Origin of the sequence: Halomonas sp. MMH1-48, from assembly GCF_022348105.1 — a bacterium.
In the GTDB taxonomy this organism is placed as follows: Bacteria; Pseudomonadota; Gammaproteobacteria; order Pseudomonadales; family Halomonadaceae; genus Vreelandella; species Vreelandella piezotolerans.
Genome location: NZ_JAKRFL010000027.1, coordinates 1 through 25563 on the forward strand (window position 1 = coordinate 1; position 25563 = coordinate 25563).

The 25563-nt window shown below is 59.4% G+C and carries 20 protein-coding genes; 12 read left to right on the forward strand and 8 right to left on the reverse strand.

Features of this window, described 5'->3' with window-relative positions:
• Positions 1 to 292: 292 nt before the first annotated feature.
• Complete coding sequence (gene lldD, locus MHM37_RS16020; protein WP_139528551.1) at positions 293 to 1456, reverse strand: FMN-dependent L-lactate dehydrogenase LldD; 1164 nt, start codon at positions 1454 to 1456, stop codon at positions 293 to 295.
• Between the two features lie 322 nt (positions 1457 to 1778).
• Between lldD and MHM37_RS16025 the strand changes: the two genes are divergently transcribed.
• Genes MHM37_RS16025 through MHM37_RS16035 form a run of 3 tightly spaced genes read left to right on the forward strand, consistent with a single transcriptional unit; the run spans position 1779 to position 5834 of the window.
• Positions 1779 to 2549, forward strand: a complete 771-nt coding sequence (locus MHM37_RS16025) for a GntR family transcriptional regulator (protein WP_139528552.1) — start codon at positions 1779 to 1781, stop codon at positions 2547 to 2549.
• Positions 2546 to 4459: an ATP-binding protein gene (locus MHM37_RS16030; protein ID WP_239297311.1), complete on the forward strand. Its 1914-nt coding sequence runs from the start codon at positions 2546 to 2548 to the stop codon at positions 4457 to 4459. The genes MHM37_RS16025 and MHM37_RS16030 overlap by 4 nt, the downstream gene beginning before the upstream one ends.
• On the forward strand, positions 4452 to 5834 hold the full coding sequence (locus tag MHM37_RS16035) for a sigma-54 dependent transcriptional regulator (RefSeq protein WP_139528554.1): 1383 nt from the start codon (positions 4452 to 4454) through the stop codon (positions 5832 to 5834). The genes MHM37_RS16030 and MHM37_RS16035 overlap by 8 nt, the downstream gene beginning before the upstream one ends.
• On the opposite strand, the gene MHM37_RS16040 is transcribed toward MHM37_RS16035, so the two are convergent.
• The 3 genes from MHM37_RS16040 to MHM37_RS16050 all read right to left on the reverse strand — a co-directional run bounded on the left by MHM37_RS16040 (position 5810) and on the right by MHM37_RS16050 (position 8516).
• Entirely contained in the window at positions 5810 to 6481 is a 672-nt protein-coding gene (locus tag MHM37_RS16040; RefSeq protein ID WP_139528555.1) for a metal-dependent hydrolase, read from the reverse strand. The two genes, MHM37_RS16035 and MHM37_RS16040, sit on opposite strands and share 25 nt — an antisense overlap.
• 90 nt (positions 6482 to 6571) lie before the next feature.
• The gene (locus MHM37_RS16045) at positions 6572 to 7123 is read right to left on the reverse strand and encodes a gamma carbonic anhydrase family protein (protein ID WP_139528556.1); all 552 of its coding nucleotides are present in this window, start codon (positions 7121 to 7123) and stop codon (positions 6572 to 6574) included.
• 52 nt (positions 7124 to 7175) lie between these two features.
• Positions 7176 to 8516 carry a sodium-dependent transporter gene (locus MHM37_RS16050; RefSeq protein WP_139528557.1) on the reverse strand — a complete coding sequence of 447 codons (1341 nt, stop codon included), beginning with the start codon at positions 8514 to 8516 and terminating at the stop codon, positions 7176 to 7178.
• A 202-nt stretch (positions 8517 to 8718) separates the two neighbouring features.
• Here MHM37_RS16050 and prlC point away from each other — a divergent pair, with 202 nt between their 5' ends.
• The 4 genes from prlC (at position 8719) to MHM37_RS16070 (ending at position 14644) form a co-directional block, all read left to right on the forward strand.
• Positions 8719 to 10767, forward strand: coding sequence for an oligopeptidase A (prlC, locus tag MHM37_RS16055; protein ID WP_139528558.1), 2049 nt, complete (start codon positions 8719 to 8721; stop codon positions 10765 to 10767).
• 57 nt (positions 10768 to 10824) lie between these two features.
• Complete coding sequence (locus MHM37_RS16060; RefSeq protein WP_139528559.1) at positions 10825 to 11073, forward strand: YheV family putative zinc ribbon protein; 249 nt, start codon at positions 10825 to 10827, stop codon at positions 11071 to 11073.
• A 289-nt stretch (positions 11074 to 11362) separates the two neighbouring features.
• Positions 11363 to 12343 (forward strand): TAXI family TRAP transporter solute-binding subunit, encoded by a 981-nt coding sequence (locus MHM37_RS16065; protein WP_139528560.1) that lies wholly within the window; start codon positions 11363 to 11365, stop codon positions 12341 to 12343.
• 99 nt (positions 12344 to 12442) lie between these two features.
• Positions 12443 to 14644, forward strand: a complete 2202-nt coding sequence (locus tag MHM37_RS16070) for a TRAP transporter fused permease subunit (RefSeq protein ID WP_139528561.1) — start codon at positions 12443 to 12445, stop codon at positions 14642 to 14644.
• Between the two features lie 91 nt (positions 14645 to 14735).
• Here the strand turns inward: MHM37_RS16070 and MHM37_RS16075 are convergent, their stop codons facing one another.
• Both MHM37_RS16075 and metF read right to left on the reverse strand, forming a co-directional pair.
• On the reverse strand, positions 14736 to 15947 hold the full coding sequence (locus MHM37_RS16075; RefSeq protein WP_139528562.1) for an SLC13 family permease: 1212 nt from the start codon (positions 15945 to 15947) through the stop codon (positions 14736 to 14738).
• Between the two features lie 149 nt (positions 15948 to 16096).
• Positions 16097 to 16936 carry a methylenetetrahydrofolate reductase [NAD(P)H] gene (gene metF / locus MHM37_RS16080; RefSeq protein WP_139528563.1) on the reverse strand — a complete coding sequence of 280 codons (840 nt, stop codon included), beginning with the start codon at positions 16934 to 16936 and terminating at the stop codon, positions 16097 to 16099.
• Between the two features lie 140 nt (positions 16937 to 17076).
• Between metF and MHM37_RS16085 the strand changes: the two genes are divergently transcribed.
• On the forward strand, positions 17077 to 18012 hold the full coding sequence (locus MHM37_RS16085) for an AEC family transporter (protein ID WP_139528564.1): 936 nt from the start codon (positions 17077 to 17079) through the stop codon (positions 18010 to 18012).
• Here the strand turns inward: MHM37_RS16085 and ligB are convergent.
• Positions 18009 to 19670, reverse strand: a complete 1662-nt coding sequence (gene ligB, locus MHM37_RS16090) for an NAD-dependent DNA ligase LigB (protein ID WP_231125672.1) — start codon at positions 19668 to 19670, stop codon at positions 18009 to 18011. The genes MHM37_RS16085 and ligB overlap by 4 nt on opposite strands.
• Before the next feature lie 211 nt (positions 19671 to 19881).
• Positions 19882 to 21102, reverse strand: a complete 1221-nt coding sequence (metK, locus tag MHM37_RS16095; RefSeq protein ID WP_139528566.1) for a methionine adenosyltransferase — start codon at positions 21100 to 21102, stop codon at positions 19882 to 19884.
• A gap of 246 nt (positions 21103 to 21348) precedes the next feature.
• Here metK and tkt point away from each other — a divergent pair, with 246 nt between their 5' ends.
• The 4 genes from tkt to MHM37_RS16115 are packed head-to-tail and all read left to right on the forward strand — an operon-like array spanning position 21349 to position 25530.
• Positions 21349 to 23340 (forward strand): transketolase, encoded by a 1992-nt coding sequence (tkt, locus tag MHM37_RS16100; RefSeq protein WP_139528567.1) that lies wholly within the window; start codon positions 21349 to 21351, stop codon positions 23338 to 23340.
• Positions 23341 to 23376: 36 nt separating this feature from the next.
• A complete protein-coding gene (locus tag MHM37_RS16105; protein ID WP_139528568.1) occupies positions 23377 to 23730 on the forward strand; it encodes a CidA/LrgA family protein in 354 nt (117 codons plus the stop codon).
• A complete protein-coding gene (locus MHM37_RS16110; RefSeq protein WP_139528569.1) occupies positions 23720 to 24442 on the forward strand; it encodes an LrgB family protein in 723 nt (240 codons plus the stop codon). The genes MHM37_RS16105 and MHM37_RS16110 overlap by 11 nt, the downstream gene beginning before the upstream one ends.
• Positions 24443 to 24501: 59 nt before the next feature.
• Complete coding sequence (locus tag MHM37_RS16115; RefSeq protein ID WP_139528570.1) at positions 24502 to 25530, forward strand: glyceraldehyde 3-phosphate dehydrogenase NAD-binding domain-containing protein; 1029 nt, start codon at positions 24502 to 24504, stop codon at positions 25528 to 25530.
• Positions 25531 to 25563 lie beyond the last annotated feature (33 nt).

Here is a 25563-nt window from a genome sequence, read left to right on the forward strand (position 1 = left end):
CTGCGGCGGGCTCGATGACCTGACCCGTGTTGCCTCAGCGAGGAAGGCGTATTCTACGCATTCCGTGGCGTTTGTCAACCGCTGTTTTCAGCGGGCGAAGCGAGCGATCTGACCAACCTACCACAGAGCTCTAACTTCCTGACAAACAAGAGGTTTTCCAACCTCATCACCGCTGGTAACGCTGGGCGTCCCCGGCAGCGGATGCGTACTTTACGGATTCGATGCCGGGTTGGCAAGAGGGTTTTGTAAAAAAACTCCAACATCTTTCTGCCAAGCTGAAATGCTGTCCTCCTTAGGCTGGAGGAGTCATCGCGCCCATCGCCCCAGCTACTAGCGACTCAGAACTCAAATCGGCAATCGTACGAGCCCCTGTCAGGGTCATGGCTACCTTCATCTCTTTCTCGAACAGATCGAGCAGGTGAGCAACTCCGGCCTCGCCTGCCGTTGCCAGTGCATAGATGAAGGCACGACCAATGAGCGCAGTGTCCGCCCCCATGGCAATCATGCGCACGACATCGAGACCACTGCGCACGCCAGAATCGGCCAAAATCGCCAGATCACCTTTCACCGCATCCGCAATGGCAGGGAGCGCACGCGCGGTTGAAGGCACGCCATCTAACTGCCGGCCGCCGTGATTGGACACCACGATCCCATCGGCACCAAAGCGCACGGCATCCCGCGCATCTTCCGGATCCAGAATCCCCTTGATGATCATCGGACCGTCCCAAAACTCCCGAATCCACTCTAAGTCCTTCCAGGAAATCGCCGGATCGAAGTTATTCCCCAGCCAAGCGATATAATCCTCCAGCTCGGTGGGCTTACCCCGGTAGTCGGACACGTTGCCCAGATCATGGGGCCGACCTTTGACACCGACATCCCAAGCCCATAGAGGATGCAGCGCTGCTTGAAGTATACGTCGTGTCGGACCGTGCTTGCCGCTCATGCCGGAGTGCGCATCGCGGTAGCGCGCGCCGGGCACCGGCATATCGACGGTAAAAATCAGCGTTTTCACACCTGCCGCCTTGGCGCGCTCAAGAACATGTTTCATGAAGCCCCGGTCTTTTAGCACGTAGAGCTGGAACCAAATGGGGCGATCGACGGCAGCGGCCACTTCTGCGATGGGGCAAACCGATACGGTAGAGAGTGTAAAAGGAATCCCTTTCTTGGTCGCGGCACGCGCCGCCTGGACTTCTCCCCGTCGAGCATACATACCCGCCAACCCGACGGGCGCCAGCGCCAGCGGCATCGCTAGCTTCTCACCCAGCAGCTCGGTTTCCAGTGACAGCGACGACATGTCTTTGAGCACACGCTGGCGTAGCGCGACGTCACGCAGATCGTCGACATTTCGCCGCAATGTATGCTCGGCATACGACCCACCATCGGCATAGTGAAAGAGGAAGGGGGGAAGGCGGCGCTTGGCAGCCTGCCGATAGTCCGTAGAAGCAGAGATGATCATGACGGGCCCTATGCACGAAAGACGTTATTGTAAGTAGCCATTAAAAGTAGGCGCGAATTCGCTGATGATGGCGTTACACTCCGACCGACCGCAAACAGCGACACGCCTGTCATCAAGCCAATATTGGTAATACCAATTGACAAATAATGATCAATAACGTTAATGACAAGCTGGTGGTATGTCAAACGAAGATCCCTTCTGACGTGCAAACCAACTTTATACTTTAGTTTACTCGCAGTCGCTAACACGGTGGGTATTCGCTGCTTGAGTAGCGCTCTAAAACACCTTACTATTGGTCTTACCAATTAAGGGAGCCCCACCAATGACCTACCCTCCGCTCCGTCAACAGCGCCTTGCCGACGTGATAACGGAACGCCTGGAAGCCATGATCTTGGAAGGCAGCCTCAAGCCCGGCCAACGTTTACCGCCAGAAAGGGAGCTTGCCGAGCGTTTCGGCGTATCGCGCCCTTCGCTGCGCGAAGCCATTCAGAAGCTAGCGGCTCGCGGCCTGCTCATCAGCCGCCAGGGAGGCGGCACCTTCGTCAATGAAACGCTGAATAGTGGTTACACTGATCCGCTGCTGGAAATGCTCTCGCGCCATAACGAATTCCATTTGGACCTGCTGGAATTTCGTGACGCCATGGAGGGCATTTCCGCCTATTATGCGGCCCTTCGCTCCACGCCTGCCGACAAAGCCGTGCTCATTCAGCGCTTCGAGGAGCTGGACGGTGGCTTCGTCGGTGCCGATCCTGCGCAGGAAGCCAAACTAGACGCCGCGTTTCATCTTGCCATTGCGGAAGCAGCGCACAACGTGCTGCTGCTGCACACCATCCGCGGCATTTTCCACCTGCTCGAGCAGAGCATCGTGGATAATCTGGCCCATCTGTTTGCCAAGCCCGACTCGCGCACGCAACTCATGAAACAGCACCGTGCTTTACTGGACGCCATCTTAGAAGGCCGTGCCGAAGACGCCCGCGCCCGCGCCCATGAACACTTGGTGTACGTAGAGGAGGGCTTGCTGGAGATGGCCAGAGCCGAGACTCGCGCCCAGCGCGCGTTACGCCGTGCCCAGGGCACCAGCAGCCCGGCATGAACAGTCATGTCAGTCCTACCGCGCGGCGCTGGCGGCTGCTATGGCTGATCGTCATTCCCCTAGGGCTACTGCTATGTATGTGGCAAGCGTCCCAGCTCGCTCGTGAGCAGGCACTCTCGAATCTTCAAGATGATGCCGAAAACGAGCTGCGCCTTTCTGCAGCCAACTTGAACGGCTATCTGCTGCGCTACGACTACCTGCCACAAATGCTGGCCACGCGGGAAGGCATCCAACGCTTCTTGGACTCCCCCGAAAGCCAGGACCCCATGCCACTCAACCTGCTGCTGGATCGTTTTCGTTTCACTTCAGGCGTCTCGGACGTTTACCTGCTTGATCGCGATGCCGACACCATCGCGGCTAGCAACTGGCATCGCCCCAACACGTTCATTGGTCAGAACTACGCGTTTCGCAGCTACTACTCCGATGCCATCGCGGGTGGCCAGGGACGCTTTTTTGGGCTAGGGATCCAGTCGTTAGAGCGCGGCTACTACTTTTCCTCTCCGGTGTGGCTGGACGACACCTCTCCCGATGCCAAGCCCGATGGTGTGATCGTGGTAAAAGTGCTGCTCGATGACGTCGAGGAGAGTTGGGCCGAGCAGGACGCCGAACTGTTCGTCACCGATAGCGACAACATCATCTTCATGGCCAGCCACCCCGAACTGCGCATGAATGCCCACTACCCATTGAGCGACGTCCAGCGCAACGCACTGCGCGCTACTCGCCGTTACGCCATGGAGCCGCTATCGCCCTCCGGCATTCAGCTGGATACTCCTTACGCGCCCGGCAGCTATTTGGTGAGCTTCGCGCATGGCCCACTGAGCGGGGGTCGCTATTTAAGCCTCACCCGGCCAATTCCTGAGTTTGGCTGGCAAATGCATATTCTCAAACCGCTGACGCCGGTCATCAATGCTCAGTGGATTGCCGCTTTTATGGCAGGGGGGCTCTATAGCGTTATCGCCCTGGCAGGCGGCATTGGCTGGCAGCGCCTAAGGTTACGTCGAGAGTGTGAAGCGTTTGCCGAGCGAGAGCGTCAAACGTTGGCCCGGGTGCGAGATGAGCTTGAAGTCAGCGTCGAGCGTCGCACCCGGGATCTGGTCGCCAGTAATCAGCGTCTTTCGGATGAAATCGAAGAGCGGCGGCGAGCAGAGGCCAACTTGCGTCAAACCCAGGATGAACTGATCCAAGCCGCCAAGCTCGCCGTGCTAGGTCAACTGGCGGCGGGCATCAACCATGAGCTCAACCAACCCCTCGCCGCCATTCGCGCCTACGCCGAAAACGCCCGGCGCTTTATCGAGCTGGCACGCATCGAGCGCGCTGACGCCAACTTGGCGCATATCGTCGAACTCACTGAACGCATGGCCGACATTAGCGCCCAACTGCGCCAATTCTCTCGCAAAAGCAGCGATCGTCAAGAAACGATTTCGGTTCAAGCATGCATCGAGTACGCCCTGCGCCTGTTTCATAGTCGCCTGCGCGATGACGCTATCCACGTGGTTCATCAGTGGCCCGAAGAGACCCTCTGGGTAGAGGGCGACTTAGTGCGCCTTGAGCAGGTACTCGTGAACCTGATTGGCAACGCGGTTCAGGCAATGAAGGAGGCCGAGGCACCTGTTCTGACGCTGAGTGCCCAAATAGACGACGCGCACATCGTCATCAGCGTGGCAGATAATGGCCCAGGCATTGCGACGGATCATCTAGGCCATATTTTCGAGCCCTTTTTTACCACCAAAGCGCCGGGCAGCGGACTAGGGCTAGGACTCTCGATCTCCTCGCGTATTATGGAGGACCTGGGAGGCAAGCTACAGGCCCGCAATCTTGTCGATGGCGGCGCCTGCTTTACGGTAACTCTGCCACGTTCGCCAGCGCCTTCCGCCTCCCGCCATGAAGAGGAGAACCCTTCCCATGCATGAGCCGTCGACACTGCCGGTCATGGTGATCGACGACGAGCCGCATCTTCGTATCACCGCCAGTCAAACCTTAGAACTCGCCGGTTATACGCCCCACTGCTTCGAGTCGGCCGAGCAGGCACTGGCCGCACTGCCAGCCAATTTCCCCGGCGTCATCGTCAGCGATATTCGAATGCCAGGCATGGACGGCATGTCCCTGTTGCATGAACTGCATAGCCGCGACGCCACGCTGCCGATCATTCTGATTACCGGCCACGGCGATATCTCCACCGCCGTGGAGGCAATGCGGGCAGGCGCTTGGGACTTCCTGGAAAAGCCTTTCGCAGGCGACCAGCTGCTGGATGTGGTGAGGCGTGGCATCGAAAAGCGCCAGCTCAGCCTCGAAAACCTGCGTTTGAAAGCCGAGCTAGAGGTGCAGCAAGCCGCACTAGGGCCACGTCTGGTCGGGAGAACGCCAGTGATCTCACGTCTCGCCGCGATGATTCAGCGCATCAGCCAAGTGGAGGCCGACGTGCTGTTGTTTGGCGAGACCGGCACCGGCAAAGACCTGGTTGCTCGGGCGATTCATGAGCGTAGCGCCCGGCGTAACAGCCCCTTTATGGCCATCAACTGCGGCGCGGTGCCAGAAAACACGATCGAATCCGAACTGTTTGGTCATGAGAAAGGGGCATTTACTGGCGCAGTGGAGCGGCGCATTGGCAAATTCGAGCATGCCAACGGTGGCACGGTCTTTTTGGATGAGATCGAATCGATGCCGCTGGCGCTGCAGGTGAAACTGCTGCGCGTATTGCAAGAGCGTAGCGTGGAGCGCCTCGGCGCCAACGAAGCAGTGCCGCTCGATATTCGTGTGATCGCTGCCACCAAAGTGGATCTAAAAATGGCCGCGGAGGAAGGGCGCTTTCGTGAAGACCTCTACTACCGACTCAACGTGGTCACGCTGCCCCTTCCCGCTCTGCGTGAGCGGCGCGAAGATATTCCCCTGCTGTTCCAGCACTTTGCCGTCGTCGCCGCCAACCGCAGCGGTTTGGAAGCGCCTACCCTGGATAGCCATGCGGTTGCGGCCCTGTTGGCCCACGATTGGCCTGGCAACGTTCGCGAGCTGCGCAATTTAGCAGAGCGTTACGTGCTGTTAGGCGCGGCGTTCGACTACCGTCTGGATGTCTTGCTCGAGGGGGTCACCGCAGATACGCAAGAACCCACGCTGCCACGCCAAGTAGAGTTGTTCGAAAAAAGTCTGATCAGCCAATCCCTGGCACGTCATCATGGCCGAGTGACCGATGTGTGTCGTCATTTAGGGATTCCGCGTAAAACGTTTTACGACAAGCTAAAGAAACATGGCCTCAGCGCCGATGACTATCGCCACAGCAGCGAGCCTTGATGAAATAACTCCAGCAGCACGCTCCAGGGGGGTACCCAAGGCATCAGCACCAACAGGGCGATCAGCATCAATAGGTTGGATAGCGGACGGCGGCTATCCCCCAGCTTCAGCGCTGTCCCGAACGAGCGCTTGAGCCGTGCACCTTCCAAATCGACACTAAACAGCTCGTCCAGGCCCAAGTGGATGATAAAACCCAACAACACCGCCGCTCCATGGGACCACGCCAGCCAGGCAGGCTGCGCCAATACGTGGTAACTGATAGCGGCGGCGGCCAGCGCACAGAGCCCTGCCGCCATCAGCGAGTGCCAGATACCACGATGCACTGTCAGGCGCGAAAATAGCACCGCCGCTAAATAGCGCACCGAAAAATAGATGCCCCCGCAGGCCACCAGCAGCAACCCAGGCGTCAGCCAGGGCTGGAGCAGCAGCACGCCCAACACCAGCGAAGGAACGGATAATAGATTGAAAATCAGTCGTATAGAGCGAGAGCGGTCGGCGTCGATGTCAGGCAGGATCCCGCCAAACGCCACCAGCGCAATGACCAGCAGTGCTTGAGGCGCTCCCCACCACTGGGCTTGCCAGCCAACGTAAGCCATTAGCGTGCCGCCCGCTGCTGCTACCGTAATATGCGTGCGAAAATTAGCCATGTCGCGGCACCCTAGAAAACTGGATAAATTACCAGATTTTTAGAGAGCGCAACATGGCTATTTTAGAAAAAAGAGTGGTTAGGCAAGCGCTTAGCGTCCGCTGTCGGTATCACTGAGAAACCGGTCTTTTAACTTGACATAATTACCCGCCGTGTAAGGAAAGAAGGCGCGCTCTTTCTCTTTCAGCGGGCGCAGCGCTTTTGCCGGGTTGCCTGCATAAACGAAGCCGCTCTCCAGCCGTTTCCCGGGTGTCACCACGGCGCCAGCGGCTATGATGACCTCATCTTCGACGACGGCCCCATCCATGACGATTGCCCCCATTCCCACCAGGATACGGTTACCCAGCGTGCAGCCATGCAGAATGGCTTTATGGCCGATGGTCACGTCGTCACCAATGGTCAGCGGAAAACCCTCCGGATTGAAGTCGCTCGCATGGGTGATGTGCAGCACGCTGCCATCCTGAACGCTGGTCCGCGCGCCAATGGTGATACGGTGCATATCGCCACGAATCACGGTCATCGGCCATACAGAACAGTCGTCGCCTAGCGTGACATTGCCGATCACCACGCTAGCGGGGTCGATATAGACACGCTCACCCAACTGCGGCGAGACGCCTTGATAGGTCCTTAAGGCACTGCTCATGGCACACTCCTCTGAAGCATTTCGCGTTTCGTAACGACACATGATGAGGGAACTATAACAACCCACCCAGTAGAACGATAAACGTCAGTGGAATCGATACCCAGCGGACGATAGTGCGCCACAGGACATAACCACCATCGCCCACGCCCAGCGCTTTCACGACCAGCGCTTGCGGCATCACCCAGGCGGCAAAGGTGGCAATCAGCAAACCGCCCAAGGGTAGAAAGATGTCAGGCGGAATACTGCTCACTAGCTCGAACACGTTACGGCCAAGCAGTGGCCGGAACTCGGCCAGCGTGGAAAATGAAAACGCCGACAGCAGGCCGAGAAGCCAAACGCTGATGGCCACCACGGCGGTGGAAACACTGCGTCGCCAACCCAGCCCTTGCAGCGTTGCCACCATTGGCTCGGCCAAGTTGATCGCCGAGGTCCACGTGGCGAGCAGCAGCAGTAAGAAAAAAACGCTGAGCCAGAGCGAGCCCCACGGCAGCTCGGAAAACGCGATCGGCAGCGTCACGAACATCAGTCCTGGGCCATCGGCAGGGTCCATGCTTTGCGCAAACACCACCGAGAAAATCGCGATGCCCGCCAACAGCGCCACACTGATATCCAGCACTGCCACAGCGAAAGCCGCTTTGGGCAGGCTCTGCTCATCGGGCATATAAGCACCGTATGCCATCAACGCGCAGGCCCCGACAGCCAGGGTAAAGAACGCGTGACCCATGGCGTGCAATACAACCGCGGGCGTCACGTCGGTAAAGGAGGGTAGAAAGAGCCAGGACAGCGCCGTGCCAAAACCTGTGGTGGTAGTGGCGTAAACGGCCAATAGCAGCAGCAAGCCGTAAAGCAGCGGCATCAGCAGGTTGTTGAGACGCTCGAGTCCCTTGGCGACGCCCGCGGCCACCACCGTCATGGTCATGAACAGAAACAGCGAGTGATTGAAGATCAGCAGCCCTGGATTCGCTAGAAAGGCTTCGAACCCCGCGCCGATCTCGGCAGCGCTGGCGCCGTGGAAATTGCCGTTCACCGAGGCGACCAGAAACTCGATCGACCAGCCGGACACCACCGAATAAAACGACAAAATACAGAACACGGTGAACGCACCAAACAGCCCCAGCCAACGCCAGTACCGTGACGCCCCGGCTTCGGATGCCAACACGCCGAGCGCCTGCATCGGCCCGCGCCGCCCGGCACGCCCGATGAGAATTTCCGCCATCATCACGGGAATCCCAAGTAGCAACACGAACGCCACATAAATCAGCAAAAAAGCAGCGCCGCCGTTCTCTCCCGCCACATAGGGGAAGCGCCAAATATTACCCAGCCCAACCGCAGCACCTGTTACCGCCAAGATAAAGGCCCGCTTCGACCCCCAGCGCTCTAGCGTTTCACTCATTACTTGCTCCTGCCATGGGTGGCATTGTTTGGTGACACTTGCAAATTAAGGATATGGAAAGGCGGCAAGACTAGCAGGCACCCGCCCCCAGGCCAAACGCTTGCAGCGGGCCGAGCATTGAAACAGCGCCCTACTGCCCGCACTGTGTCATCATCAGTGCATGCATTGTGTGCACCTTCACTTGATGACTGCCGAGGTACTTATGTCCCGCAACCCGTTGCTAGAGAGTCACGAGCTTCCCCCTTTCGCCGACATTCGTGCCAACCACGTAGTGCCCGCCGTAGAAACGCTGCTCGATGAAAGCCGCGAGGCGATTGATCGACTCGCCCAACAGGCCGCTACGACGCCACCCACATGGGAGAATTTTGCCGCCCCACTGGAAGGCGTGAATGACCGTCTTTCCCAAGCCTGGTCGCCGGTATCGCACCTCAACGGCACCATGAACACGCCAGAGCTGCGCGACGCGTACCAAGCCTGTCTGGAAAAACTCTCTGCGTTTGGCACCTGGGTTGGCCAGCACGAAGGGCTGTTCAAAGGCTGGCAGGCGCTAAAAGAGAGCGAGAGTTGGTCAACGCTGACGGCCGCCCAACAGCGTACGGTGGATAACGCCCTGCGCGATTTTCGCCTGGCCGGGGTCGATCTCCCTGCGGATAAGAAGGTTCGCTACGGCGAGATTCAATCCCGCCTCTCGACGCTGTCTAATCAGTTCTCCAACAACGTGCTGGATGCCACTCAGGCGTGGCACAAAGACATTCAGGATCGTGCGTCGTTGGCTGGCGTTCCTGAGAGCGCCCTGGAAACCCTCAAAGCCCTGGCAGATGCCAAAGGCGTGGAGGGCTACCGTATTACGCTGGATTTCCCGAGTTTCTTCCCCATCGTCAGCTACGCCGACAGCCGTGAACTGCGCGAGGAGGTGTATACCGCCTTCGTGACCCGAGCCTCCGACCAGGGTCCCAACGCGGGTAAGTTCGACAACGCGCCCATTTTGGAAGAGATTCTAGCCCTGCGTCAGGAGTTGGCGCAGCTGCTGGGCTTCGCGACCTACGCCGACTACTCGCTGACCACCAAAATGGCGGACTCCCCCACGCAGGTGTTGGACTTTCTGGAAGATCTCGCCCGTCGCGCCAAGCCTCAAGCGCAAGAGGAGTTTGCCGAGCTCAGCGCTTACGCCCGCGACGAGCTCGGCATCGAGACGCTCAAACCCTGGGATGTCGCCTACGTCAGTGAAAAGCTTCGCGAAGCGCGTTACGCTATCTCCCAAGAGCAGCTGCGTCCCTACTTCCCCGCGCCACGGGTCGTCGATGGCTTGTTCCAGGTCGTCGAGCGTCTTTATAACGTGCATATCGAAGCGGATGACAGCGCCCCGAGCTACCACGACGATGTCCGCTTTTACCGCATCAGCGAGCACGGCAAGCCGATTGCCGGTTTCTATCTAGATCTCTACGCCCGTGAAGGGAAACGTGGCGGCGCGTGGATGGCCGACTGCCGGGTACGCCGCAAAACCGATAACGGCGTGCAGCTCCCCGTGGCCTTTTTGACCTGCAACTTCACCGCGCCGGTGGGCGGCAAACCTGCGCTCCTCACCCATGACGAAGTGACCACGCTGTTCCACGAATTCGGCCATGGCCTGCATCACATGCTGACCAAGCAGGAGGTGGCCGACGTCTCAGGCATCAATGGCGTCGCCTGGGATGCGGTAGAACTGCCCAGCCAGTTCATGGAGAACTACTGCTGGGAGCGAGAAGGCCTCGACCTGCTAGCCAAACACGTAGACACCGGCGAACCGCTGCCAGACGTTCTGTTCGAGCGTCTGCAAGCGGCCAAAAACTTCCAGTCTGCCATGGGCATGGTGCGACAGATCGAGTTTTCACTGTTCGACCTGCGCCTCCACCATGAGCTGGAAGCACCTTCGGCTAGCGATGTACAAGCGCTGCTCGACGACGTGCGTCGCCAAACCTCCGTCGTACCGGTGGTCGACTTCAACCGCTTCCAAAATAGCTTCAGCCACATCTTTGCAGGCGGCTACGCCGCTGGCTACTACAGCTATAAGTGGGCGGAGGTCCTCTCTGCCGATGCCTGGAGTGCCTTTGAAGAGGCGGGTATCTTTGATCCCACCACTGGCCAGCGCTTCCGCGAGGAAATTCTTGAGCAAGGCGGCGCTCGGGATGCCGCCGAGCTATTCCGTGCTTTCCGGGGCCGTGAACCCAGCGTCGAGCCGCTGCTACGCCATAGCGGTATCCGCGCGGCCTAAACCGACCGTTTCGATACGGTGCGGCGGCTCAGCCGTCGCACCTTGGGAGCCAAACCGATGTCGAGTGTTAAACGTTTTATCGCGGGGGTGACTTGCCCACGCTGCGCCGCCATGGACCGTATTCGCGCTTGGGAGCAAAACGGTATTCGCTACCGGGAGTGCGTCAGCTGCGATTTTTTCGAACAGTTGCCCATTGAGGACGACGCAGCCCCTGAACTCACCACTCGTGTGAATCAAGTGCGCGATGAGCAAAAAGTCCAGGACGTGCAGCCTGTGCGTATTCTGGATCCTGGCAAAAAGAAGTAACGCCCTCGCCGACCCATCGACCAACCCCGGGTAGCGACTAAGGCGCTGCCCACTCAAGGTGTGCGGAATTCCGCACATCACCCCGCTTACCCCGTGCGAAAAGCCAGACACTTACCGCGTTTTGCATTTCAACCAAAGTTGAAGACCATTTTCTCAATCTATTGATTTAAAAATAAAAATACGTACATGGCACGAGTATCGCTCTGTATAAGCTGCTTAATGATGAAGCACTGGCGGTGTCCCACACGCGCCAGACGATAATCCCAATAACAGCTTAGGAAAACTCGCCATGCGCAATACGATGCCCAAAACGATTGCCCTGCTCGCTGGTGGCGCGCTACTCGCCGCCGGTACTGCCCACGCGGACCGCTCCGAGTGGCCAACCAACTTCACGGTGGGTACGGCCAGTCAAGGCGGCACCTACTTCGTTTACGGCTCTGGCTGGGCAAACTTCATCGCCGATGAGCTCGGTGTTTCAGGCGGCGGCGAAGTGACTGGTGGCCCTACCCAAAACCTGGCGCTAGTACATAGCGGCGATATGGCGTTCGGCCTAACCACCATGGGACCGGCTTCCGATGCCATGAAAGGCGAAAGCCCGCTGGCCCCAGGCCTAGTAATGGACAACGTGTGCGCGCTGTTCCCGATGTACGAGACTCCGTTCTCCATCGCAGCGCTCTCGAGCTCTGGCATTACTTCCATCTCTGAGATTCCTGACGGTGCGCGCATCGGCTTCGGCCCGGCGGCATCGACGTCTGACACCTACTTCCCAGCCATGCTGGAAACACTGGGCGTCAACTTCGAGCGCCGTAACGGCGGCTGGTCGGATCTGGGCGGTCAGCTTCAGGACGGCTTGCTGGACGTCGTCGCGTTTGCTGCAGGTATCCCGATTCCGGCGGTTAGCCAGTTAGAAGTACAAACCGACGTGAACATCATCGAATTTACCGAAGAAGAGCTGGCCACCGTGCTGGAAAACTATCCGGTTGCTGAATTCACCATTCCGGCCAGCACCTACACCACACTGGAAGAAGATGCGCGCGCCGTCTCCATGTGGAACTTCGCCATTGCCGGTTGTGACCTGCCGGAAGACTTCATCTACGAAGTCACCAAGGCGACCATGGAAAACAACGATCGGATGCGTGACGTACACCGCAGCGCTGAAACCAGCATCCCGGAGAACATCGTTCATAACAACGTACTGCCCTTCCACCCGGGTGCAGCACGCTGGTACGAAGAGAACGGTTACGACATCTCTGACGATATGATCAAGTAAGTACGCCGCACCATCGCGCTGCCCCGTCACCGACCCTGTCGGGCGGGGCAGCGTTCGCTACTGCCCCTTTCTCTGCTTTTGCTGTGAGGGTGACCTCTGATGAGTCACAATACCGACCAAGACCCCAACGGCCTCAAGGATGACGCCCTAGCTGGTTCATCAACGCCCGAATCGATTGCCGATGGCGTCGATGAGGAAGTCGTTGAGCCCAACCGCCGCCTATTCGTCGGCTGGCAGTTCCTACTATTTGCAGCACTGGCGATTGCCTACTCGGGTTTCCACCTGTTTTCACTCAACGTGTATCCCATGGAGACCTGGTCGTTTCGCATCGTTCACATCGCCGGTGCGTTGATTTTGGGTTACGGCCTGTTTGCCGGTGCCCGCTTTGCCGAAGATGCGCAGCAAGCGTCACCTGCTTGGTTGAAATGGGTGAGCTACGCGCTGCTGGTGCCTGCGGTTTACGCTCTGGTGCAGGTCTTCTTGATGCAGCAGACCATTAACGGCGGTGCCATGCGCATCGACCCGACCATCGAGACGCTGCACTTTGGCTACCCACTGATGGCGACTACCGCCGTCGCGATCGTACTCTCCTGGTTCTATCGTCAGGAGCGCCACCGCTTCAACGCCGCTGACCTCGTGCTCATGGTGTGTGCACTGGCCAGCGCAGGCTACCTGCTGATGGCGTTCAACACCACCATGCGGATGTCTACCGGCACCTCGTTTGCGCCTCCCGGCATTTCGTGGGCGGCCATTGCAGGTTCGCTACTGATTCTCGAACTGACCCGCCGCGTCGCTGGCTTGGCGCTGGTCGTCATTTCCGCCGTCTTCCTGACCTACGTGTTTGCTGGCCCCTATCTGCCGGGTTTCCTAGGCTACCCGGGGCTGTCGATTCAGCGTTTCTTTAGCCAGGTCTACACCGATGCGGGCATTCTCGGCCCGACCACGGCGGTCTCTTCTACCTATATCATTCTCTTCATCATTTTTGCCGCCTTCCTACAGGCCTCCAAAGTAGGTGATTACTTCGTCAACTTCGCCTTTGCCGCGGCAGGCCGTGCCCGCGGCGGCCCGGCGAAAGTCGCCATCTTTGCCTCTGGCTTGATGGGCATGATCAACGGCACGTCGGCCGGTAACGTGGTCTCCACGGGTTCTCTAACCATTCCGCTCATGAAAAAAGTGGGCTACCCCGCACGTAGTGCAGGGGCCATCGAGGCCGCCGCGTCTACCGGTGGTCAGATCATGCCGCCCATCATGGGCGCAGGTGCGTTCATCATGGCGGAAGTGACCGGTATCCCTTATACCGAAATCGCCATTGCCGCTGTCATCCCGGCCATTCTCTACTTTGCCTCGATCTACTTCATGGTGGATTTCGAAGCCGCCCGTAAAGGCATGCGCGGCATGCGCAAAGACGAGATTCCGCTGTTCTCCAAGCTGGTAAAACAGGTCTATCTGTTCGCGCCGATCATCATTTTGATCGTAGCGCTATTCATGGGCTACTCGGTGATTCGTGCAGGTACGCTGGCCACCGCCTCTGCGGCCGTGGTGAGCTGGATTTCGCCCAACAAGATGGGCCTGCGCGCCATTTTGAGAGCGCTGCAGCTAGCGGGCACCATGTCGATTCAGATCATTGCCGTGTGTGCCTGCGCGGGTTTGATCGTTGGCGTCATCTCGCTGACCGGTGTGGGTGCGCGCTTCTCTTCTCTGCTGCTGGGCTTGGCGGGCGTTAGCCAGCTGCTGGCGCTGTTCTTCGCCATGCTGATCAGCATTCTGCTAGGCATGGGCATGCCGACCACGGCGGCTTACGCGGTGGCGGCCTCGGTCGTGGCACCGGGGTTGATCAACATCGGCATCGAGCCGCTGATTGCTCACTTCTTCGTGTTCTACTTCGCCGTGGTCTCGGCCATTACGCCGCCGGTGGCGCTGGCCTCTTACGCGGCGGCGGGTATCTCTGGGGACAACCCCATGGGCACGTCGGTGGCGTCGTTCAAGATTGGCTTGGCCGCATTTATCGTGCCGTTCATGTTCTTCTACAGCCCGGCGATGCTGATGGAAGGCTCTGCCATGCAAATCCTGCGCGTTGGCCTCACCGCTACGCTGGGTATCGTGCTGCTCTCAGGCATGGTGCAGAAGTGGTTCTTCGGCCCGGTGAACGTCATCCAGCGTGTGGTCATGCTGGTGGGCGCACTTTTCTTGATCTACGGCGGTATCTATACCGATATTGCAGGCCTCGCCATTGGTACAGTGCTATTTGTCATGCAGCGCAAGCAGCACGGTGGCAAAGGCAAGATTGCCAACGCAACCTAAGCAATAACGACTCCTCCTCGAGCAACAGCCGGAACCCTTGGGTTCCGGCTGTTTTTTCTCCAGCGTAGCGTACCTCGCTGCGCAATGCCGGTCAGCGCAGCGTGAACCAAAGCGCCGCCGCCAGCATCGATAGCAACGTTACCGGCACGCCAACTTTAGTAAACGCCACGAATCCTAGATGAACCCCATGGCGTTTCGCGCCCTCTGCCACGATCAAGTTCACCACGCTGCCGATCAGCAGCAGGTTCCCCGCCAAGGTCGACATCACCGCCAACATGACGAGGGTGGACTCCGGCAACCCAGGAAACAGCCCCAACAGCAGCACTACAAAGGGCACGTTGCCAATCACGTTACTGGCCATCAACGCGATGCCCGTCATACTCCACGCACCGCTAGGCAGCCCGTCTTCGCCTAACAGACGATTCACCACCGCGCTGGCCTCGGGCAGCGATGCCACGCTCCCCGTAACGATGAAGAGGCCCACGAACAGCAGTAGCAGGTTCCAATCGACGGCTTGGGTATAACGGTGGCTGGCCACCCGGCGCGACATCATCAGCACCAGGGCCACGGCCAGCGCCGACCACTCGCGGGGGAGCGGCGTCGAGAACAGTACCAACAAGGCAACGGCAGCCAACAGCGGCTTATAGCGAAGGCTTTCTGTCATAGGCGCCGTTGCCAATGGCGCCGAAGCGGGGCCACTGAGCCACCAGCGCCGCCGCCAGACGAGCCAGATGACGCTGTAGGTAGCCATCAGCGCGACCAGCGCAGGGACGGCGGCTTGCAGGCTGTAATCCCAAAACGCTAAGTCGCCCGCCTGACCAATCAGAATATTTTGCGGGTTGCCAATTAGGCTCGCCGCCGAGCCTGCATTGCAGGACATCGCCAGGGCCAGCAGGAACGGCCGAGGGTCCAGCCCTCGAGCCAGCAGCGCCTGGCATAGCAGCGGCGTCAGCGCGAAGGCGACGATATCATTGACCAACAGCGCCGATAGCCCTCCGCCCAACAGCACCACCCCCAGGAGCAGCTTGGTCGGCTGGGCGGCATGCCGAGCCATCCACTCCGATAGCCGATGATACACTCCTGAAAAACCAAACTGCGCCGAGACCAACATCAATGCCATCAGCAGCACCAGCGCGCCAATATCGATATGGCTGGCAATCTCTTCCAACCGGACGGTGCCGGTTATCAGCAACACACATGCCGCCGCGAGGGCCATCCAAGAGCGGTCGACCTGCAGGCCGGGTAATCGGCCCACTGCCATGCCCAGGTAGGTAAATGCGAACACGGCAGTGATCAACCACATCGTGTGGTGCTCCTTCTCTATGCGCGAATCGAGCAGGCATCATACGGCGCTTGCCGATCGCCACAAAGCGCTAAAAATTTGTTAGAGACCCATAAAAAAAGCCGGCCTGCATCAAGGATGCAGACCGGCATGACTAACAGACGACAGTGTTAACTCAGGTTATCCATCACCTTCAATACCGGGGCTGCCTGGTTAAGCGTGTAGAAGTGTAGGCCTGGCGCACCGCCGTCAAGCAGGCGTTCGCACAGGCGCGTCACCACATCGGTGCCGAAGGCGGCAATCGCATCGCTGTCATCGCCATAGGCTTCCAACTGCTTACGGATCCAGCGAGGGATTTCGGCACCGCAAGCGTCGGAGAAGCGCGCCAACTTGGTGTAATTAGTAATCGGCATGATGCCGGGAATGATCGGCTGCTCGACGCCCAGCGCCCGCGCTTTATCGACGAAGTGGAAGTAAGCATCGGCGGTAAAGAAGTACTGGGTGATCGCCATATTGGCGCCCGCCTTCATTTTACGCGCGAAGTTTTCCACATCCTTGTCGAGGTTAGGCGCCTGTGGATGAGATTCCGGATAGGCTGCGACGGCGATATCGAAGTGATCCCCCGTTTCCTCACGAATGAATTCCACTAGCTCGTTGGCGTAGCGCAGCTCGCCGATACTGCCCATACCAGAGGGCATGTCACCGCGCAGCGCTACGAGACTATCGACCCCTTCTTCGCGGTACTTGGCAAGCAAATCACGAAGCTGGGCTTTCTCGCTGCCAATACAGGAAAGATGCGGAGCCGTGGTAATGCCGCTTTGGCTGACGGTCCGGACGATATCTCTAGTGCGCGCCTGGGTGGAGCCCCCTGCACCGTAGGTCACCGAGAAGAAACGCGGATGACGTGCGGCCAACTCATCGCGTACATGAATTAGCTTCTCCCGGCCAGCATCGGTGTTGGGCGGAAAGAATTCGAAGCTAATACCTAGCGGATGCTCTTGGCTGCTCATGGTTTATCCTCGCAGGACGGTAACGTGATCATTATTTGAGGTATTCTCGCTGCTTCACCGCGCAGCGGCTAATGAAAGATTCCACGGTCGACCTTCAATTCGGCTCATGTTAGCTCTACCGCGTCTATCAAGGAGGAGAAATGGACTTAGCACCCAGTGCTTTAATGGGCCCGTTGCTCATGCTGTTGGGGTATGTGGGACTAGGCTTTATTGCCGCTCAACGGTTGCAAATAGACCCGCGCCCCATCGCCACCCTATTGGTCTACTTGATTGCACCGCTCACGATATTTCGTGCACTCATGAACGGGGGCCCCACCGCTGAGTATTTGGTGCTGACCTTCGCGATGTTCCTGTTAGTCAGTAGTATGGCGCTGGCCGTACGCTGGGCAACACAGCACCGCTTTGGCCCCCAAGAGGGAGCGCTGCTGGCGTTCTCCTCCGGCACCGGCAACACCGGCTACTTCGGCCTGCCGGTGGCGCTGATCTTGCTGCCCCCCGAGGGTGTGACGCTGTACCTGTTTTGTATGCTAGGCATCAATTTATACGAGTTTACGGTGGGGTTTTACTTAAGTGCCCGCGGCCACTTCTCGGTGCGCCAGAGCCTCGCCAAAATTGCCCGCCTGCCGCTGGTGTATGCCTTTTTAACGGCACTGCTACTAAACGCGCTCAACGCCACCCTTCCGGCGTCGCTGATGAGTTCATTAGCGGTCTTTCCAGCCACTTATACGCTGCTGGGTATGATGATCATCGGTATGACGTTGAGCCAAGTCACGCTCGCCGCGTGGGATACGCGCTTTGTCGCCACCTGCGTGGGGCTGCGCTATGTACTCTGGCCGCTGGCGATGCTGGGGGCGGTGCTGATACTCCAGCAGTTCACGCCGCTCGCCCCGGAGCTGGCGATGGCGCTGCTGCTACTGGGCGTGGTGCCCATGGCCTCGAACGTTGTCGTGGTGGCCATGGAGTTGGGCATTCAGCCACAGAAAGGCGCGCTGGCAGTGCTCACCACCACACTGCTGGCACCGCTGCTGATCCCTCTCTATTTGGGCCTGATGCTGCGGCTCACTGGCCTGGGTTAGAACCCGTCGACGCCAGCCTGCTGTAGCTGGCGGGCCATGCGCGCTACGTCTGGATGGTGGAAGAAAGCGACGAGCGCTTCGCCGCGTACCGGGCCTACGCTGGGAACGGCTTGCCAATCCGCTCGAGAGTAACTCGCTAGGGTGTACCAATCACCCAGTCGTGCGTCGCCCCCAGGCGGCATGCCCAGCGCCGACAGCCAAGCAGCATAGGGCGCTTGTCGCGCTGCATCGAACTGTGCCGCCAGCGAGTCGGCGGTGGTCGCGCCAATACCGTGGGCCTGCTGCAGTTGCTCTGGCGTCAGCGCTAGCCAACCTAGTAATTCCGTGACCACCCCGGCATCCATTAGCGCCTGCCACGTGCCTTCGCCGACCCCTCGCATGCCCAGCTGTTCGCCAAGGTAGGTTAATCGCGCCAGCAGCTGGGCGCTGCATTCTGACGTTAGTGTAAAACAGCTCAATAGATGATAGCGCTCGGGCGGCGGAGCGCTAAGCGCGGCTCTTTCGCGCGTGTGCCACACCACGCTGGCTACCTGGGGAATCGTCAGACCTGCCAGCGTCACCGCCACCTGGTCGCCTGGGCGCACGTCCCACGCTTCCCAGCGTTCCAGCGAGCCCAACGACACGCGGCTGATGCGTCGTCCTTCCAAGGTAACCGGATAGAGCCACAACAGCGGCGTTACGCGCCCGGTGCGCCCCACGCGGAACTCGACCCCGCGGACCTGGGCCAGCACCTGCTGGGCAGGATACTTCCAGGCCACCGCCCACTCAGGGGGTGATGACGACCAGCGCCGCAGGCCGGGGCGCTCTGCTTGCTTCAACACCACGCCGTCGGTAGCAAACGGCAGCGGGCCGTTGAACCACCGCTCACGCCACTCGGCGGCCGCCTCTCGCCCGCTGATCGGATGGGTGTAGTCGGCCGTATCGAACCCCAGCGCCGTCAGTTGCGCCAGCCGTTCGGTCATCTGTGTCGGGCCATCCGGCCAGTCCCACACGAATAAACCAATGCGACTCAGCGTCTCTTGGCTCGGTTCGCGCTGTGCCATGGCGCCGGCCACGGCGCCACGAGCGCCTGAATCCGGCTGGCGCGCCTGTACGTGGTTATCCAACTGCCAATAGAGCTCGCCTTGCAGCACTGCAGAGACAGCGTCAGGAAGCGAGTCGGGCACACCGGGCAACTGCTGAACGCGCGTCGTCCAATCCTGCCCACGCTCGCCGTCTCCTCGACTGACGGCTTCTACTAGCTCCCCATTCCGATAACGCAGCGTCACCGCCACACCATCTACCTTGGGTTGAATCCACAGATCGTCACGGCGGCTGGTAAAGCGTCGAACGCCTTCGTCGTCGACTTTATTGAGCCCGGTTTGAACGGCCGGATGCATGCGGGTGCCATCGCTACGGGTCACTCGGGTAAGCGGCCGGTGGGGTGTCGTATCACCCTGGCAGGCTTGCCAACTTGCCAGGCGTGCTAGCGCCTGATCGTACAGCTCATCAGCAATCAGCGATTCGCCGCCATCATGGTAAGCGCGGTCCCAGACCTCGATGTGTTCGGCTAGCGCCTGGGTTTCCAGCGCCAGCCGCTCAGCAGGCCAGTCGGGGCAGCTATCCGCCTGTGCAGAAAAGGTGACACCCATACACCAAGCGGCCACTAAACCCGCCATTGTGATCGTTCGACAACCCGGCATACGCATCCTCTCGTGGTGAACGGAAGATCTTTCAATCCTTATTAAAGTTAACTTATAGGAAACAGATAGAGATGCAATGCGCATCTAGCCACTCGCACAGTGTTTCGATACATAAAAAAGCGCCCCCTGACATAAACCAGGAGGCGCTTTTGGCTAACCGGTGGCGCTCGTCGCGCTCTCGAAAAGCTTATAGACCGGCGGCCTGACGCAGCGCGTCCGCTTTATCGGTTTTTTCCCATGGAAACGCAGTGAAGGTCTCTTTATGCTCTTCGCCTTTGTCGTCCACCCAAGTGTAGCTGTGTTCGAACGGCGCGCGGCCGAAGTGGCCATACGCAGACGTGAGGCGATACATCGGATGCAGCAGGTCGAGCATGGTGGTGATCGCGTAGGGGCGCAGATCGAAATGCTCGCGCACCAACTCGACGATCTTGGCGTCGTCGATTTTGCCGGTACCGAAGGTGTCGATGGACACAGAGGTCGGCTCTGCCACGCCAATGGCATAGGAGACCTGAATCTCACACTTGTCTGCCAGGCCCGCGGCCACGACGTTTTTCGCCACATAACGGCCAGCGTATGCGGCGCTACGGTCTACTTTCGACGGATCCTTGCCCGAGAACGCGCCGCCACCGTGGCGCGCCATACCACCATAGGTATCGACGATGATCTTACGGCCGGTCAGGCCGCAGTCGCCCACCGGGCCACCAATCACGAACTTGCCGGTCGGGTTGATGTGATATTGGGTATCGGCGTCCAACCACTCCGCAGGAATCACTTGTTCGATGATCTCGCGCTTGACCATCTTACGCAGGTCTTCTTGATCGATCTCCGGATCGTGCTGAGTCGACAGCACTACCGCATCGACGCCACAAGGCTGCCCGTCTGCATTGTAGCGGAACGTCACCTGGCTCTTGGCATCCGGGCGCAACCACGGCAGCAGGCCGTTTTTACGCAGCTCCGCCTGACGCTCGACCAAGCGGTGCGAGTAGTGGATCGGGGCCGGCATGAACGAGTCGGTTTCGTTGGTGGCGTAGCCGAACATCAGGCCCTGGTCGCCCGCGCCTTGATCTTCCGGCTTGGTACGATCGACACCCTGCGCAATATCGACACTCTGCTTGCCAATCAGGTTGATGACGCCGCATGTGGCACCGTCGAAGCCCACCTGAGACGAGGTGTAGCCAATATCGGTAATCACATCACGCACCAGCGTCTCGAGATCCACCCACGCGGACGTGGTGATCTCACCGGCAATAATGGCTACACCGGTTTTCACCATCGTTTCACAGGCAACACGGGCCTGTTTATCCCGGGCGATAATGGCATCTAGCACCGCGTCTGAAATCTGGTCGGCAATCTTATCGGGATGGCCTTCGGAAACGGACTCGGAGGTAAACAGGGAATATTCGCTCATCGCGCACTCGACCCTCTGTATGACGGCTGCTTCGTTATGACCGCAGCATCAGCAGGAAATCATGGCAGGAGGTTCCCTGCCCGTATAAAGAAGCGGCACCGTGACGTTCACCACCACTTCGGGAGGCAGAGTCTACACGCTGTTGGGGGTTCTTCCCACAACGTACCCCTGAGAATTTGCCGCCGCCGGGGAAGTCAGCGACAATAGCGCCTTTATTCTTTCCGTTTTCAGGCGAGGAGCACCCCCATGCCGTCCCGTTTTGAGCTGGCCAATGCCATTCGCGCCCTTTCCATGGATGCCGTTCAGAAGGCCAAATCCGGCCACCCTGGCGCCCCCATGGGTATGGCTGATATTGCCGAGGTGCTGTGGAATGACTACCTCAAGCACAACCCCGAAGACCCCAAGTGGGCCGATCGCGACCGGTTCGTGCTGTCGAATGGCCACGGCTCCATGCTGCTCTACTCGCTGCTGCACTTGAGCGGCTACGAACTCAGCCTGGAACAGCTGCAAAACTTCCGCCAGCTGCACTCGCCCACCGCTGGCCACCCGGAGTTCGGCTACGCTCCTGGCATCGAAACCACCACTGGCCCGCTGGGCCAAGGCTTTGCCAACGCGGTCGGTTTCGCCATTGCCGAGAAAACGCTGGCCGCGCAGTTCAATCGCCCCGGCCACACCATCGTCGACCACCACACCTGGTGTTTCCTGGGTGATGGCTGCTTGATGGAGGGTATCTCCCACGAAGCGGCGTCTCTTGCGGGCACTCAGCAGCTAGGCAAGCTCATTGCGCTATACGACGACAACGGCATCTCCATCGATGGCGAAGTCGACGGCTGGTTCACCGACGATACTGCCAAGCGCTTCGAGTCCTACGGCTGGCACGTGGTGCCCAACGTCGATGGCCACAAGCCTGACGAGATCAAAGCAGCCATCGAACTGGCGAAGAGCCACGACGACAAGCCAACTCTGATCATCTGTAAAACCATCATTGGTTTTGGGGCGCCCAACAAGCAGGGCAAAGAAGAAGCTCACGGCGCACCGCTGGGTGATGACGAAGTAGCCCTGGCGCGCCAACAGCTGGGTTGGGAGCACGCGCCGTTCCATATCCCCGAGCCGATCTACTCTGCCTGGGATGCTCGCGACGCTGGCAAACAGCGTCAGCAAGAGTGGGACGCCCGCTTTGCTCGCTATGCGGACGCCTTCCCGACCGAGGCGCGAGAGTTCGAGCGCCGCATGAAGGCACAGCTGCCCGCCGAGCTCTCCTCGACGGCATTGATCGAGCAGGCGCAAGAAAAAGGGGACAGCATTGCCTCGCGTAAAGCATCGTTCGAAGCACTGAACGTGATTGGCCCGCAAATGCCGGAACTGCTCGGTGGCAGCGCTGACTTGGCGCCCTCCAACCTGACGTTCTGGAAGGGCGCCAAGGCGATCACTCCAGACGATGCCAGCGGCAACTATCTCCACTACGGCGTGCGTGAATTCGGCATGGGCGCAGTGATGAACGGTATCGCTCTACACGGCGGTTTCGTGCCTTATGGCGCAACCTTCTTGATTTTCATGGAGTACATGCGCAATGCCGTGCGCATGGCGGCATTGATGGGCCAGCAGGCTATCTACGTATTTACCCACGACTCCATCGGCCTGGGTGAAGATGGCCCGACCCACCAACCGATCGAGCAGCTCACCAGCCTGCGTACTACGCCGAATTTGAATACCTGGCGCCCCTGTGACGCAGTGGAAACCGCTGCCGCCTGGGATGCCGCAATCAAGCGCCACTCCGGCCCGACGGCGCTGGTGCTCTCACGTCAGAACCTACCGCATCAGGCGCGCACCAAGGCGCAGTTGGCGTCCATTCAGCGCGGTGCTTACGTACTCAAAGAGTGCAACGGCACGCCGGACCTCATCCTGATCGCGACCGGCTCCGAAGTCGCCTTGGCGATGGATGCCGCGGCCGAGCTGGAGCAGCAAGGTAAAGCCGTGCGCGTGGTCTCCATGCCGTCCGCTTACCGCTTCAACGGCCAAGATGCCGACTACCGTGAAAGCGTGTTGCCCAAAGCCGTGACCAAGCGTATCGCCATCGAAGCGGGCCACGCCGACTACTGGTACAAGTACGTGGGCCTCGACGGCCGCGTGATTGGCATGACCACCTACGGTGAGTCGGCACCCGCGGGCGAGCTGTTCAAGCACTTCGGCTTTACCGTTGAGAACATCGTCAAACAAGCCAATGAGCTGCTGGGTTAACTCCTCGCTCAAACGGCGCCTGGTGCGGGCATTACGATGCCCGCGCTAAACGGCCTTTTATGGCTAATTAGCTACTGGTTAATCGGAGAAGTCGTGATCCACTTCTCCGGTTTACCTATTTCTTCTGGAGTGGTGGGCATGCTATTGCTGTGCATCACTCTTGCCGTTATCGGTAGAGTACCTGCTAGCCTTGCCGCCGCCGCCCAACCGCTGATTGCACTTTTGGCCATGCTGATCATGCCAGGCGTGGTAGGTGTGTTCTTCATTCTCGATGAACTGGCCAGCCAGTGGCTGGCCATCGTGGCGGCCCTGCTGCTGGGGACGCTGCTGAGTGTGCTCACGACACTGTGGCTGCTCAAGCGATTGATGGGGCACCGCCATGCCGACTAGCTTGCTGCCCACCTTGACCGCCACGCCGTTATTGGCCGTTGGGCTTACCTTGGCCGCATACCTTGTGGGCAGCGCCCTTTTCACGCGCTTGGGTAAACCTTCCTGGCTCCCGGCGATTTTGATCGCTGCTCTGCTGCTGGCCGCGACGCTGGCCTTGTTGGGCTTGTCGTATGCCACCTATCAGCAAGGCGCAACCTGGCTGACGGTCCTGCTAGGTCCAGCCACCGTGGCCTTGGGCATGCCGCTTTACCAACAGCTACCGCGCATTCGTGCGCTGTGGCAGCCGTTGGCGGCTTGCCTGCCTATCGCTGCCACTCTGGCCGCTTGTTACGCTCTTGGCATTGCTTGGCTTCTCGGCGCGGGTCCGGAGATCTTGGCCTCGATCGCGGCCAAATCGGTGACGGCGCCCATCGCCATCGGCATCACGGAACAACTTGGCGGCAGCGTGGCACTCCTCATGGGCGCGCTTCTGGTGACGGGGGTGCTGACCATTCCTTTCGTGAGTCTATTGGCGAGGCTACTGCACATTCATGACGAACGTATCATCGGCTTTGCGCTGGGGCTCAATGGTCACGCCATCGGCACCGTGCGCGCGTTCGATATCAGTCCGACCGCCGGAGCGTTCGCCTCGCTCGGAATGAGCCTCACCGGGATTTTTACCGCTCTGCTGCTACCGCTTGCTTGGCAACTGGTGGGGCTAGGGGCGGGATAAGCAACCCCCGATGAAATGCGTTATCATCGGGCCACTTTGTTCAAGAGCTGCATCGCATCATGGCGAACGCTTCCGCTAAATATCGCATTGCCATCAATGGTTATGGGCGCATCGGCCAATGCGTGCTGAGAGCCTTGGTGGAGCGCCAGCACCCGGCGCTTGAAGTCGTCGCGATCAACGAGCTGTCCGACCTTGCCACCATCACCTATCTCACCCGTTACGACACGACTCATGGTCGTTTCCCGGGGGAGGTGGACAACGATGGTAGCGCCCTGTTCGTCAACGGCCAGCGCATCCAGGTATTGTGCGAACGCGACCCTCGCGCACTGCCCTGGGAAGCACTAGGGATCGACCTAGTGCTCGAGTGCTCGGGCAGCTTCAAGGACCGCGCTACCGCTGAGCAGCACTTGGCGGCAGGGGCCAAGCGACTGCTGTTCTCCCAGCCCGCGGAAAACGATGTGGATGCCACCATCGTATGGGGCATCAACGAGCATGAGCTCGCGCCCACGCAGCGCATCCTCTCTGCGGCGTCCTGCACCACTAATTGCTTGGTGCCGCTGCTCACCGTACTGGATGAAGCGCTCGGCTTGGAGCATGGTGTTACCACCACGATTCACTCGGCCATGAACGACCAGCCGGTGATCGATGCGTACCATCGCACCGATCTGCGCCTGACGCGCTCCGCCATGCAGTCGATCGTACCGGTGGATACCGGCTTGGCGGTCGGCATCAGTCGCCTGATGCCCAGCCTGACTGGACGTTTCGAGTGCCTGCACGTGCGGGTGCCTACCATCAACGTCTCGGCCATGGATGCCGCGTTGACCGTGCGACGCGATACCAGCGCCGCGCAAGTCAACGCGCTGCTGCAACGCGCTAGTCAGCAGCGCTTGCATGGCGTGCTAGGCTATACCGAAGCGCCCATGGCATCGATCGATTTCAATCATGATCCCCGCTCTGGCATCCTAGACGCCACCCAAACCCGCGTGGCCGGCACGCGTCTGATCAAACTGCTGTGCTGGTTCGATAACGAGTGGGGCTTTGCCAACCGCATGCTGGACATCAGCCAGCGCTTGGCAACGTTTCGCTAACGAATGGGTCCCCCCATTAGCGCACTGACATTC